18 protein-coding genes are annotated in these 12386 nt (G+C 34.6%); all 18 read left to right on the forward strand.

Annotated features, from left to right (window positions below):
* The first annotated feature begins 61 nt into the window (after nucleotides 1-61).
* The 18 genes from J7W16_RS04120 to J7W16_RS04205 all read left to right on the forward strand — a co-directional run bounded on the left by J7W16_RS04120 (nucleotide 62) and on the right by J7W16_RS04205 (nucleotide 12339).
* A complete protein-coding gene (locus J7W16_RS04120) occupies nucleotides 62-379 on the forward strand; it encodes a hypothetical protein (RefSeq protein ID WP_210595959.1) in 318 nt (105 codons plus the stop codon).
* A gap of 3 nt (nucleotides 380-382) precedes the next feature.
* Nucleotides 383-559 carry a hypothetical protein gene (locus J7W16_RS04125; protein WP_210595960.1) on the forward strand — a complete coding sequence of 59 codons (177 nt, stop codon included), beginning with the start codon at nucleotides 383-385 and terminating at the stop codon, nucleotides 557-559.
* A gap of 89 nt (nucleotides 560-648) precedes the next feature.
* Nucleotides 649-1518: a hypothetical protein gene (locus tag J7W16_RS04130; RefSeq protein ID WP_210595961.1), complete on the forward strand. Its 870-nt coding sequence runs from the start codon at nucleotides 649-651 to the stop codon at nucleotides 1516-1518.
* A gap of 175 nt (nucleotides 1519-1693) precedes the next feature.
* Nucleotides 1694-1846 (forward strand): DUF6906 family protein, encoded by a 153-nt coding sequence (locus tag J7W16_RS04135; protein WP_210595962.1) that lies wholly within the window; start codon nucleotides 1694-1696, stop codon nucleotides 1844-1846.
* Nucleotides 1847-1878: 32 nt separating this feature from the next.
* The gene (locus J7W16_RS04140) at nucleotides 1879-3207 is read left to right on the forward strand and encodes a hypothetical protein (protein ID WP_210595963.1); all 1329 of its coding nucleotides are present in this window, start codon (nucleotides 1879-1881) and stop codon (nucleotides 3205-3207) included.
* 17 nt (nucleotides 3208-3224) lie between these two features.
* The gene (locus J7W16_RS04145) at nucleotides 3225-3383 is read left to right on the forward strand and encodes a hypothetical protein (RefSeq protein ID WP_210595964.1); all 159 of its coding nucleotides are present in this window, start codon (nucleotides 3225-3227) and stop codon (nucleotides 3381-3383) included.
* Nucleotides 3383-3988 carry a DUF6011 domain-containing protein gene (locus tag J7W16_RS04150; protein WP_210595965.1) on the forward strand — a complete coding sequence of 202 codons (606 nt, stop codon included), beginning with the start codon at nucleotides 3383-3385 and terminating at the stop codon, nucleotides 3986-3988. Before J7W16_RS04145 ends, J7W16_RS04150 begins: the two co-directional genes overlap by 1 nt.
* Entirely contained in the window at nucleotides 3985-4518 is a 534-nt protein-coding gene (locus J7W16_RS04155; RefSeq protein ID WP_210595966.1) for a Holliday junction resolvase RecU, read from the forward strand. Before J7W16_RS04150 ends, J7W16_RS04155 begins: the two co-directional genes overlap by 4 nt.
* Nucleotides 4519-4965: 447 nt before the next feature.
* Nucleotides 4966-5166, forward strand: a complete 201-nt coding sequence (locus tag J7W16_RS04160) for an XtrA/YqaO family protein (protein WP_210595967.1) — start codon at nucleotides 4966-4968, stop codon at nucleotides 5164-5166.
* The gene (locus tag J7W16_RS04165) at nucleotides 5163-6371 is read left to right on the forward strand and encodes a putative phage abortive infection protein (protein ID WP_210595968.1); all 1209 of its coding nucleotides are present in this window, start codon (nucleotides 5163-5165) and stop codon (nucleotides 6369-6371) included. Before J7W16_RS04160 ends, J7W16_RS04165 begins: the two co-directional genes overlap by 4 nt.
* Nucleotides 6372-6753: 382 nt before the next feature.
* Nucleotides 6754-7683, forward strand: coding sequence for a S8 family serine peptidase (locus tag J7W16_RS04170; protein ID WP_210595969.1), 930 nt, complete (start codon nucleotides 6754-6756; stop codon nucleotides 7681-7683).
* Between the two features lie 8 nt (nucleotides 7684-7691).
* Entirely contained in the window at nucleotides 7692-8513 is an 822-nt protein-coding gene (locus tag J7W16_RS04175; protein WP_210595970.1) for an SAR2788 family putative toxin, read from the forward strand.
* Between the two features lie 11 nt (nucleotides 8514-8524).
* Nucleotides 8525-8767 (forward strand): hypothetical protein, encoded by a 243-nt coding sequence (locus J7W16_RS04180; protein ID WP_210595971.1) that lies wholly within the window; start codon nucleotides 8525-8527, stop codon nucleotides 8765-8767.
* Nucleotides 8768-9024: 257 nt separating this feature from the next.
* Nucleotides 9025-9879, forward strand: a complete 855-nt coding sequence (locus J7W16_RS04185) for a hypothetical protein (RefSeq protein ID WP_210595972.1) — start codon at nucleotides 9025-9027, stop codon at nucleotides 9877-9879.
* Between the two features lie 93 nt (nucleotides 9880-9972).
* Nucleotides 9973-10098 (forward strand): XtrA/YqaO family protein, encoded by a 126-nt coding sequence (locus J7W16_RS04190; RefSeq protein WP_210596630.1) that lies wholly within the window; start codon nucleotides 9973-9975, stop codon nucleotides 10096-10098.
* A gap of 2 nt (nucleotides 10099-10100) precedes the next feature.
* Nucleotides 10101-10853, forward strand: coding sequence for a hypothetical protein (locus J7W16_RS04195; protein ID WP_210595973.1), 753 nt, complete (start codon nucleotides 10101-10103; stop codon nucleotides 10851-10853).
* Nucleotides 10854-11033: 180 nt separating this feature from the next.
* Nucleotides 11034-11729, forward strand: coding sequence for a hypothetical protein (locus tag J7W16_RS04200; protein WP_210595974.1), 696 nt, complete (start codon nucleotides 11034-11036; stop codon nucleotides 11727-11729).
* 109 nt (nucleotides 11730-11838) lie between these two features.
* On the forward strand, nucleotides 11839-12339 hold the full coding sequence (locus J7W16_RS04205; RefSeq protein WP_210595975.1) for a sigma-70 family RNA polymerase sigma factor: 501 nt from the start codon (nucleotides 11839-11841) through the stop codon (nucleotides 12337-12339).
* The last annotated feature ends 47 nt before the right edge of the window (nucleotides 12340-12386 follow it).

A 12386-nucleotide genomic window follows, 5' to 3' on the forward strand; every position in this document is an offset into this window, starting at 1 on the left:
TATCGTCCTGTCTCTCTCGGTGCAGCTGGCATCAATTTTATACAGAAGGGAGTAACATTGCATGAATTTAACTCGTGACACGAAATTGGAGTTAATTAAACCGCTCTTGTATCAGGAAGAAGTCGATGGACTGGTTTACAAAGAGATTCTTCCGGTTGGTCGCAACGCTGTTTACCTAGAAAAAAGACGGCCTAGAAGAATTAATGTGTACGAGGATATACATCCTGAACACATTAATGGTTATCTTATGCATTTTGAAACTGTTGACGTGTCTGTTGGACATCTTGTTGCGGTTAAGGACCGAAACGGTTGGAATTGTTATATTACATTCACTTCTGATAATGAATTGTTTGAGTTTTTTAAGGTGAGGGAGGGATAGAAAGTGCTCAAAGACTTTACTTCAGATCAAAAGTTTTACATTTATCATCATCTTAATGTGTTAGGACTAGAACGCGGTCTTAGTCAAATTGGACATCGTATTAATCGTTCTGAAAAGGCCATTAAAGAATTGTATTTTCAGCTTCATAAAAAACAAAAATCTCACCAGACGGCAATCTGATGAGACGAGGATTTTGCATATACTTGTAAAGTCACAATTTAAGTATATGCAATCCTCCAAAAAAAATCAACCAAACGGAGGCTCATAGAATGAATCAGAATCAATTGCAAGTAGTTGACCAACAATCGTATATAGCAAAAGTACAGGTTACACCGCAACAAGCACTGGAAGCATACAGGTCTCTAAAAGATATCACAAGAGAGGTTCTTGTTAAAGATACTGATTATGGAGTTATACCAGGTACTCCAAAGCCTTCCCTATTTAAACCGGGTGCTGAAAATCTACTGCGATTTTATGGATTAGGTCATAAGACACAATTAACTGAACAGGTGAAGGATTGGGATAATGGATTCTTTTACTTCTCATATAAGGTCACTGTACACCGGACATCTGAAACAGGGATTGAATTCATCCTTTCTGAAAGCGAAGGATCAGCGAACAGTAAAGAGAAGCGGTATAAAAATCAAGATCCGTTTATGTTAGTGAATACTCTCCAAAAGATGGCTATAAAAAGAGCTCTTGTTGGGGCGACTTTACAAGCAACGGGTGCATCAGGTCTCTTCACACAAGATATCGAGGATATGGATATTGTCACACCACAAAGTCAGGGCAGTAACAATAACCGAAACTCTAATCGAAGTACCGATTCAAAGAGTAATAACATGAATGGGCAAGCTACAGAAAATCAAGTGAAAGCAATTTATGGAGGAGGAAAACGTAAGGGATTGGAAAATGATGATGTGAAAGCCTTGGTTAAAAAACTACATCAGGTGGATTCTCTTAATAGCCTCACAAAACAACAAGCTAGCGATATGATCACTCTCATGAATCAAAGTACGGGAGAAGAATTGATTGGAATGATCGGAAACCAATCTGAAGAGAAGGAAATGAAGGATCCTTTTGCAGATGTTGGACAATTTGAAGACTTCAATCCCGATGATCTTCCCTTTGATAAATGATCTATAGAGTTCCCATACCATATTGCTATGTCTGGATGACAGCTAACAGTGATAACCGTGGACAGCTCTTCAAAGGGTATGTTCTTGGATACATTCGTAAATCTCATCCAGATATGGCTTTAATGAAAATAGAAGGCATGATAGCCGTGTGTACCAAGAAAGGAGAGAAAACAGAATGAAGCAGGGGAAGAAGCCTAACAGGGGGCAAATGAAAGCTATTCAGAATAGTGGTTTAGATTCTAATGATTGGCTTGTAGTGAAGTTTGTTTACGGAGAACTGCATCTTATCCATCGTTTAACGAACAGAACTAATACTATTCCGGCATAAAATGACACCAAGAGATCTAGGAGGTGAAGAGGATGAAACTTTCAACAGGATTAGAAACGGTTGATCAAATGCAAGAAGTTCATTTTGAGGGTAATGTGACGCCTCATACTTGGTATCAGAATCTACTTCTAAAGAATAAAAAGCCTGACTTAATTGGTATCACGATACTTGCCGATATCGCTTACTGGTACAGACCTACTTACGTTTACGACGATACTACTGGTCAACTAAAAGGGATAAAAAAGAAATTTCGTGCAGATTTGTTGCAACGAGACTATGAATCTTTTGAAAATCGTTTTGGTTTTTCTAAGAAACAGATACGTGAGGCATTTGATCGGCTAGAAGACAGCAAGATTGTTCAGCGCCACTGGAGAACGATTACAACCAATCAAGGGATGAAAGCTAATAACGTTCTCTTTATAGAACTACATGTAGATAATCTAAAAGCACTTACGTATTCATTACCCTATTGCTCTGCAGGGGAACACCCTATTGACCTAGAGGGCAATAGCCTATTGACCCAGGGGGAAACACCCTATTGCCCTACAGGACAAGACCCTATTGCCCCAGAGGGCAATACAAATACAAAGAGTTCTTTAGAGATTTCTACAGATAGTATTACTACTACTAAAACAGGCGATGAATCATCACCTGATGATGTGGACAAGCTTGTTGAACGATTCACCCAATTGCGAAACTCTGGCTTTCCAAAAGCTGATGACTATCATTCCATCAAACGCACTCTAGCAGTTGTTCCTGTAAATAATGCTTTGGAACTACTTGAATCTTGTTTTGAGACCGCACAGAAAAGAGGAAAGAAAATTACCGTATTCTCTTACTGTGAGCCTTTTATTATCGAAAGATACGAAGCCTTACTTGCTCGACACCAACTGGTAGACGATGTGGAGGAGCCTGCAACTCCAATTCATTCGACAGATAGCATTCAATATCAATTAGCAGAACGTTTACTGGAAAGGATCCGTAGTAACAACCAAGATTTTAAACAACCGGATTTGCAGTTATGGTCCAAAGATATGCTTCTCATGATAAGGAAAGACCAAAGGGATCAAGATCAAATGTTTAAAGTGATTGATTGGTGTCAGGATCATTCATTTTGGAAGATTCATATTCTATCGGCTTCTAAGCTTCGTGAAAAATATGATCAGCTCCTTGTTGCGGCAGCTGAGGAAAAACGAAGACGTAACAAACCTCAAAACACCCGAAAAGATAATATGCCTAAGTGGTGCCGGAAAGAGCAAGAAGATAAAGAAAATAAGCCTATACCGTCCAAATCAACAGATAGTGGAAAGAGTTTTCAGCAATTACTAGAGGAATCGCGGAGACGGAAAAAAGCGAATTAAGGAGATGAGGATGAACAATGATTGACCAAGCGGGACTATTAAGAACTGCGGTTGCAGAAAAACGAAAAGAGTTAATAGGGTTAATTGCTTCCACGAAATACTCAACAGAGAGAGAGTTAGAACAGTTATCGTTGAAGGAACTTCAAGATCTTTTTAGAAAGTTGGCAAAATACTAATGAGTCCAGAAAATCGATTAATTGATGCACTCATCGCTACGAAAGTTATGGGGATGAGCAATGTAACGAGAACCGGTCGCGTCTCTGCTGTATCCTGGTACGATCACTCAGGTAACTACGTATGCAAAATTCGAGATTACAAACCAACTGAGAAATTAGAACAAGCTTTTAAACTGTTGAGGAGTTATGAGAGTTATACCCTAACAAATTCATCTGATAATGGCCATGTATGTGAACTTTGGAAAGGTCCAGATAATCCTGCAGCTGATACGGAAGCGGATACTCCTAGCCTTGCAATAAGTTTAGCGATAATTGATGCAAATAAGATCGACCATAGTCAGTATCGCTCAGCTGATGATCTCTTAAAAAAAGATGTCATTCCATTTTCTGAAGGGGGGTTCTTGGGAGGCGGGTCAGTGTCTATGACATGCGGTCGATGTAACCGACCCTTAAGATCTACAGAAAGCCAAGTTAGAGGATACGGTCCCGAGTGTTGGAAAAAAGAAGTGGAGCAGTCGAATCTTATTACTTTGTTATCGCAACCGCATGAGGATAAAGAGAATTTCATGGATGAGTTGAATGAACAGAAGGTGATGGTTGGATGAAAGTAAATTACGGGAACCGGGGAATGGCGTTTGAACAGCTGATAAATATTGTAAATGAGCAGTATCTTGTCCAAGATATTGCTCTTATAAACAAACGACCTACACCAGTTAAAGTGCTGAAATCCAGAGGAACACGTGTATTAAAGGGTTATTACGAAGATAGAAGTACGGTTGATTATGACGGTACTTATACAGCTAGATCAGTAGCGTTTGAAGCTAAGACAGTCGGAGAAAAGCGTTTCGACTTAAAAAATTTGAAAACTCATCAAATGCAGTCCCTTTTTAATACAAATATGCACGGTGGAATTTCGTTTCTGCTTATTGAGATCAGACCCGTTTACAAAGTTTTTTATGTCCCTTTCGATCTGATCAGGCGTTATTGGAAAGATGCAGCTCTAGGAGGACGTAAAAGTATACCGTTAGAAGATTTAGAGAGATATGCCTATGAAGTAAAACAAGGGCGTGGGGTTCTTCTCGATTACCTTGCGGTCCTTGACAGAATTGAGCATGAGAAGGTGATGAGTGGATGAATCAGCCGTACACTTCAGAAAAGACAACAGAAGAGCTAATTAAGAAGTAAATAGGATCCTATTGAGAGAAAAATCGTCCCAAAATGGGACGGTTCATATAAGTATATATTTTAAGGCACCATAGCAACTGATACTAACGCTGAACCGCACAGTGCGGTTAGATGATTTGTAATCTCGGTAAAACAATTCAATGTATAATCCTGTGTCATAGTAACCACCGCCTGATTGTTTTTGGCTTTCAATAATAGGTGTAAAACTATTAGTAAGATGTATACAGTTGCTAGTGGCCCCAGGCTCAATGACCCCTTAAAACATATATGTAATATTATACCATAATTTCAATAGGATTTCAAATCGCTATAGTAACATCAAAATAAAAACCGTCCCTCTCGGAACGGCATAAGTGTTTGGTCGCTCTTATTATAACACGTTTCGGGGGGAACATATATGCGTCTTAAAAATGTAGATATTAATCCTAAATCTGGTAAAATAGAATTAGATATTTTGAAACAAGACAAGCCTATTGTTTTAGTTGTTTCTGATGGTCGAGTGAGGTTTACTGAATTACCGGTGCATGGTGAGACGATTGTTGTCACACACCAGGGAAAGGTGAAAAGAGTTAAGTTTGATGAGGGGGAGGATTTTTGAATAAGAAGAATAATAAATCTAATAGGTGGTATAAGAAAAAGGAAAATTGGGTTATTGGAATAGGGGTTTTAATTGCTATATTTGGAATAGCGGTACCTTTCTTGTTACTTCATTTTAAAAAATGGGACCTAAGTAAAAGTACCTTCGATAGTTTAGCTCCTATTGGCGACTTTTTAGGCGGAAGTACTGTTGGTCTTTTATCATTTGCTAGTACAATCTTAGTTATTGCAGCAATAATTATGCAAAAAGAGGAATTAAGACTACAGAGAGAAGAACTCGAAAAGACAAGACAAGAGCATCATTTAACAAATGACACCATGAAGCGACAGCAATTCGAAACTACTTTTTTTAATATGATTAATTTACACCAAAGCATATTAAGAGAAATAAAAATTGATAACGATTCTGGAAGAGTTGCAATTCGGAATTTGCATCCAGTACTTAAGGAGCTATATCTAGATAAAGTCTATAAAGATTTTAAAGATGAAATTATCAATATTATTATTAATAACCAAGATAAAGAAGAATTTAATACTGTATTAAAGGAAATATATTTTGACTTAGAGTTAAATTATTTTCTTGAAGTGGCTAGAAATAATATTCCGCCAATGTTTGATGAGGATATGAACTTTGATGATTCAGAATATGATAAATACGTTTCGAAGGTATTAATGGGTGAAAACCGCACTTGGGAAAGTGAGAAAGAAAGATTAAATACTTCCTTTGTTAATACATACAAAGATAATCGTTCTAAATCTTTAGAACTCCTTCAAGGGTTTAACTTCATCAAAAACAGACTTCCGGATGCACACATATACAATTTTAGATTAAACTTTAACCATGAACCTCTTTTAAGGTTGAAAAAGCAAGCATATCAAGCGTTATATTCAGATTACGAACCGGAAATCGGGCACTATTACCGAAATTTGTATAGGTTAGTTAAACTAATTCAATCTCAAGTTTTTGATAGTGAATCCGAAGAGGTAAATGAGCGGGAACGTGGGGTTTATAGAGGCATTTTAAGAGCTCAGTTATCCTCTTACGAATTACTAATGTTATACTACAATGTAAACTACTCTAATAAAGGTGAGAAGTTTAAAGAACTCTTGAAAGAAACTAATTTCTTTGATGATCATCTGGTAGAAGAAGATTTTATCTGGGCGAATGACAAAGATGAACTCGATTACTTTGAAAAAAGTAAATAGTCCAACTAGTCAACTGTTTGGCACCGATTGTTTACATAACTCTTGTAATCTCTCGGTGTCCTTTTTTTGGAAAGTAGACTTGTACGCACATTGAAGAAGGGAAATCTCTTGTTCTTTGGTGGTAAAGTAAGGTTTAGTGAATAGGCTAGTCCGCGGGGGGAACTAGGACAGTAAAAAGAATGAAATTTGATCAGAAGAGGTTTTGATTGAATAAATCAGTAAACGTAGCAGAAGGTGAGGATATAGGAAATTACATTATGTAAAAAAATGTAAAAGGTAAAATGTTGCTTAATTTTATCATTAAACATGACTAGTTAGATTAAGGGTAAGATGGAAGTTGGAAAAGGTAAGAAATGGATATAAGAAAGGTTGGCAAAACTAAATGAAAAGAGTTATTTTTGCTTTACTTGTTATTGGAATTAGTATCTTCTTTTTTTTATATTTTCACTTTAAAAATATAGAAACACATTATCAGAATGATCTTGAAAAATTAGCTTCATTACAGGGTGAAATTGTGACGTGGGGTCTAGAGGTAACAGGTATAGATAAAGAAATTGGAAAAAATGTAAAAGTTGCAATACTTGATAGCGGAATAAATAAAATGCATGAAGACTTGGAGGGTAAAATTGTAGGAGAATATAATGCTATTGAACCAAATACTCCAATAGTTGATGAATTTGGTCATGGTACTGCTATAGCTGGAATTATCACAGCGAATTCAAATGATAAAGGTATTGTTGGAGTAACTCAAAATGTAGAGTTATATGATGTGAAAGTGCTAGATGAGTTAGGAAAAGGATCAGTAGATAACTTTATAGACGGCATAGAGTGGTGTATAGAGAACAATATTGAAGTAATTAATGTAAGTTTCGGTTTGCAATCTCACAATATGGAATTAAAGAAAGTAATTGACAAGGCGATTTCTTCGGGTATTATAATTATTGGTGCTGCTGGAAATAATTACGGTTTAACTGTAGATTACCCTGCTAGATATACAGATGTAATTTCAATTAACTCCTTAAACGAAGAATTGAAAAGGTCAAGTACTGCAGCAAGAGGCAAAATTGATTTCATAAGCCCAGGGGTTGATATATTATCCACTGATAAGAATGGTGATTATTCTTTATTTACTGGTACTTCGTTTGCAACTGCATATGCAACAGGGGTTATTTCTACAATAATAGGAAGATGGGAGGAGGATAGTGAGATTAATAGTTATGAATTAATGGAGTATTTAGCGAGTAAATCTCTTAAACCTAAGACTTTTACAAATGAAAATGAGTATGGAAAAGGTATCTTAATAATTCCGTGAGGTGAAATATGAAGTATTCTAAAATAATTACTGTTTTTCTTGTATTTACAATGTTATCTATGATTCTACCAAACCCTAATCATATTAAAGCGGCACAATTAGAATTAGTAGAAGAAAATGTCGAAATCGACGAAACAGAAGTTGAATTGCTAGAAAGTTTAGGGATTGTGGTGTCTGATGAGCTTGAGTATAGTGTTCAAGAGACAGCCGATGAAAATATTTCTGTTGATATCAATTTAAACACAGAAGATTTACAAGTGAATTCAGAAGTTCAGATGGATATTGACTCAGAAGACTTATTTTTTTCAACAGAAATAGTTGATGATAACGGTGACGTTACGTATAATGAGTACCAAGTTACTGTCCATGAAGCAATTGACGATGTATTTATTGCTACAGTAACTGACTCTACTACTGGGGAAATACATGAAATCAATACGACTGAACTAAGTGCATCAGCACTTCCTTTAATCATTATGGTTATAATAAATGTAGGTGCTAGATTTGCATTGAAGCAATTTGCAAAAAAAGCTATAACGGATGCTGTTAGGAAGTTAGCATTTGGTTCAAAATCATTATTAGATAGTCACTATAAAAAACACGTTGTTACTCAAAAAGAATTTGGTAATATAACTAAGGCTCAGTATTTAAGAAAGGCTCAAGATTTAATTGGATCTGAAAGTAAGAACGTCCTATCCAAAAAACGTTCAAATGGTGATCGTGTCTTTTATGATAAGTCTAAAAATGAATTTGCAGTTTTAAGTAAAGATGGTATTATCCGTACCTTCTTTAAACCAAAAGATGGAATTAAGTATTATAATAGACAATAGAGGTGTAGTTAATGAAAAACGTATGTCCTGTTTGTGGTTTTGATCAACTAGCAGAGGCTCCATATGATAAGGATAATAATCCTTCATATGAAATTTGTGATTGTTGTGGTTTTGAATTTGGCTATGATGATGATAGTGAAGGGAAAACCTTTGAAGAATATCGCAAGGAATGGATTAGTAATGGATGCCAATGGTTTAATGAAGACAAAAAACCACAAGAATGGGATGTAGAAAGACAATTGTCTAATTTATAGTCGTAATCTAAGTTAAAAGATAATACTTTCTACCAGCCCACTGAAGGACACTGATTGATTACGGTACACCCGTAGTCTGTTGGTGTCCTCTTTTTTGGGTTAGTAACTTAGCCACTTTTGAGTTCTGAAAAAGTAGATTTTAATACTACTTCTGATAAAATAGAGGTAAATGTATCGAACAATTCTAGGGTGTTATCATTTCAGATAGTCGTGCTTGATTGACTAAGCTTTCCCTTTGTGGGGAGCCGATTGTTGCGATGCCGCCAGGTAAGTTAAAGAGGGTTAGGTTTGGTGAGGGGGAGAATTTTTTGAAGCTTAGCTATGTAGTAGTAATTACTGTTTCGTCTTTTTTATTCTCATTATTATTATTTCCAGTAATATTTAATTATCTATTTTTATGGGATAGTGGAAATGCTAGAGGTGATATAAGTGACTGGTTTACCCTTTTTGGAGGAATAATTAGTGGTTTAATTTCTGGGTTATTCACTTATCTAGCACTGTGGATCACTATTCAGACTCAAAGAAAGAAAGAAATAGAGAAACAAGCAGAAGAAGATAAAAGGAAAATTGTAAACTTTATATTGTATTCTAAATATTATCTAGATAGATTAGATGAAACTTTTTATATTATTAGAAATCAGTTTGGATTGGATTTTGTAAAAATGTTAAATGAGGTAAGTAAAAATATTAATTTTCGAGAATCATCATTTAAAGAACATGGTTATTCAGAATTACCTTCACATATCGATATTAATAAATTTGAATCAAGTCTTACTCAAGTTATTCAAATAACAGAACAGTATCGAGAAATTTTAAGAAAATCGCTAAATGAACTTAAGAAAGATAGAGATATGTATAAAATGAGTTACAACACCTTTCTTGCAATTGAAAATCTTTATAGCTTTTGTTATTTAGCCCAAAATAACAATTATTATGATGATTATGATTTTATTTTAAATTTTATTAGTGACAAAGAGAAATTCGGTTTTACTGGTTTAATAAAAGTTTTAAAAGAAGATTTTGACGAACTTTGGAAAAGTTATGTTGCAGATGACGAGAATATGTTGGGGGACTATATTATAGAAATTGAATTCCCACATATAAAAGGATAATATGTGTTCACCCTAACCTTTGGAGTAAGTTGACTAAGGAATACTTGTAGTATATCGGAAAAGAAATTTTGGTTACCAAAATAGGGCAAACCTATTGTTCTAGTTGTTTCTGATGGCAGAGTGAGATTTACTGAATTATCAGTCCATGGTGAGACGATTGTTGTTACTCACCAAGGTAAGGTGAAGAGAGTGAAGTTTGATGAGGGGGAGGAATTTTAATTGTGAATGAAATAAACAGTCTATCTAATACTGTCTTAATAACTGCGAGCTCCACTTTTTTGGCGGCAGCCTTAGCTCAGATAATTTCGCACCAATTAACAAAAAGGAGAGAATATCAAAACAACATTAGAGAGATTTATCAAAGCCTTTATTCAGAAATCCTTCTAGATATATATTTTTATTTTGAAATTAAAACTCATTTTAGAAGGTATCACGATGTAAGAGAAGGAGTAAATGAAGAAGAAATTTTTGATAAAATTCAAAAGCACGTAAGGGGAAATTTAAAATATGCTGGTCCTGATGTCATTTTTCAGCTTGAAGCTTATGCAAGCCATGAATATTTCGAGGATGGAAAAGGCAATGAAAATGAAAGTAAATATTTGCTTATTCATGCTTTACTTAATGAATTAATTACACATCAAAAAAATACGAAAATGCTAAACAGGGCAAGTCTTAAAAAACTGAAGCTTTATAGGCTATATTATTTAATGTTAAGTTTTATTAACTCCACATTGGTTGATGAACAGATGACAATAATGCGCAGTAGGTTTATGTTCAGAAATCAAAAAGTATTGATGTTGATTTACCCTCTAATAAAAGTAGTTAACAATAGATTGAAAAGAGGGATAAGACTAAGATTTTTGAAATTTTTACTTTTATTAATTTTTTCTAAAAAAGATAGAGAGTTGCAAGGTATTGATCAGATTTTTAAAGAGATTAATCATTTATTATATCGATTCCATAAGTTATTTTAGGTATTCTATCACCCAGTTTGAACAGACTGAAAATTATGGATGACTCGTTGTTAGTATTTGTTGCACTTTGGTATCTTAATAATGTAGATATTAATATTGTTTCTGATAAAATAGAATTAGATATTTTAAAGAAGGACGAGTCTACTGTAATAGTTGTTTTAATGGTGAGGAGTAATTAATTTGAAAAGAAATTGGAAAATATTTAAAAGGTTATTAAAGAAGAATACACCTAAGTTATCGGTTATTTTAGTAGTGTTGTCTTTTTTTACTACCGTACCATTTTTAGCTCAACTAGTTAGAAACTTTACTGATTTATATAATATTATTATACTAATTTACTTATTATTCTTGTTGTATAGTCTGTATTACCTTTTTTCGTATTTTCTTAAAAAAGGTGTATCTGTGAAGAATGAAAAGGGGCATAGGTATTTGAAATATTGGATTGAAGGGATTGGTTATAATGATCCAATAAGTGAAACTATAGTAACTGATGAAGAGAAAAATTCAGTTTTTGAGAATTTGATACATCTAAAACTTAAAATCCTTGAATATTGCGAGGATAATGAAGAGAAACTAAGATTGTTACGCAGTTATTACTCAACCATAATAGATAACGACAAAAAATTTGTTTGGCAGACAATTATTGGATTTATAATCATTGTAGCCGGTTACTTTATAAGAGTAATCATTTTAGATGAATCAGTATTGGAACTATTTGGAGCTGTTTTTTCCACTTTTGATTTAATTTTATTAGTACTCGCATTAATTATCTTTATTAGTAAAGATATTTTAACCGAGAGAAATAAATTACTACTAATTTATAAAATCATTAATGAATTAATAGAGTTGAAAGAAAATGAGAAGAAATATAAGTAGTTCTACCAGCCCACTGGAGGACACTGATTGATTACGGATTGCCCGTAGTTTGTCGGTGTCCTCTTTTAATTTGCAATAAACTATTAAATGGTAATAGATGGAGGTTTTTATGCAGGACTTACTTAAACAATACGGTAGCACATTATATAAGTTAGAAAAATTTAAAAGCTCTGTCTGTAAAGATGAGCAGGAGATTGTTAGTGGAATGATAAGTGATTTGAGGTTTACGATTGAATGGCTGCGCACAGGGAAACGTCCAGGAGCTAGAAGGGGAATTGAACGACGTGCAGCCTATCAGCGGGAGCGATCTGAAGATCCATTAGTAATTCAACGCTATGTCAGATCAACTGCAGATGACCACAACTGGACAGATATACAGCAGGAATCGTGTGTGACCGAATGGGATCGTACTCGAATTGAGGATGCTTTATCAGTTCTTACTGAGCGTGAAAAGGAAATGTATTTAATGTCACGTGGCGGTATGATGTCATTTGAGCAGATAGCAAGGATGTTAGTTGTCTCAAAAAGTACGGTTCAGACTACAATTGAACGTGCTGAAAAGAAAATATCACTACAAATTTCTCAGAGCCTCTTCTCGTTCGCGGGATGAGGTTTTTATTTTTGAAACTTTTGAAAGGAAATAAGCGTATAGAGAAC

Origin of the sequence: Halalkalibacter suaedae (assembly GCF_017939705.1) — a bacterium.
Taxonomy (GTDB): domain Bacteria; phylum Bacillota; class Bacilli; order Bacillales; family Bacillaceae_D; genus Halalkalibacter; species Halalkalibacter suaedae.

Excerpts from the sequence above, each read along its gene's own strand:
- J7W16_RS04175 (WP_210595970.1), top strand. The coding sequence starts at position 7,692 with ATGAAGTATTCTAAAATAATTACTGTTTTTCTTGTATTTACAATGTTA.
- J7W16_RS04120 (WP_210595959.1), top strand. The coding sequence starts at position 62 with ATGAATTTAACTCGTGACACGAAATTGGAGTTAATTAAACCGCTCTTG.
- J7W16_RS04170 (WP_210595969.1), top strand. The coding sequence starts at position 6,754 with ATGAAAAGAGTTATTTTTGCTTTACTTGTTATTGGAATTAGTATCTTC.
- J7W16_RS04145 (WP_210595964.1), top strand. The coding sequence starts at position 3,225 with ATGATTGACCAAGCGGGACTATTAAGAACTGCGGTTGCAGAAAAACGA.
- J7W16_RS04135 (WP_210595962.1), top strand. The coding sequence starts at position 1,694 with ATGAAGCAGGGGAAGAAGCCTAACAGGGGGCAAATGAAAGCTATTCAG.
- J7W16_RS04140 (WP_210595963.1), top strand. The coding sequence starts at position 1,879 with ATGAAACTTTCAACAGGATTAGAAACGGTTGATCAAATGCAAGAAGTT.
- J7W16_RS04150 (WP_210595965.1), top strand. The coding sequence starts at position 3,383 with ATGAGTCCAGAAAATCGATTAATTGATGCACTCATCGCTACGAAAGTT.
- J7W16_RS04160 (WP_210595967.1), top strand. The coding sequence starts at position 4,966 with ATGCGTCTTAAAAATGTAGATATTAATCCTAAATCTGGTAAAATAGAA.
- J7W16_RS04180 (WP_210595971.1), top strand. The coding sequence starts at position 8,525 with ATGAAAAACGTATGTCCTGTTTGTGGTTTTGATCAACTAGCAGAGGCT.
- J7W16_RS04130 (WP_210595961.1), top strand. The coding sequence starts at position 649 with ATGAATCAGAATCAATTGCAAGTAGTTGACCAACAATCGTATATAGCA.
- J7W16_RS04155 (WP_210595966.1), top strand. The coding sequence starts at position 3,985 with ATGAAAGTAAATTACGGGAACCGGGGAATGGCGTTTGAACAGCTGATA.
- J7W16_RS04205 (WP_210595975.1), top strand. The coding sequence starts at position 11,839 with ATGCAGGACTTACTTAAACAATACGGTAGCACATTATATAAGTTAGAA.
- J7W16_RS04185 (WP_210595972.1), top strand. The coding sequence starts at position 9,025 with ATGCCGCCAGGTAAGTTAAAGAGGGTTAGGTTTGGTGAGGGGGAGAAT.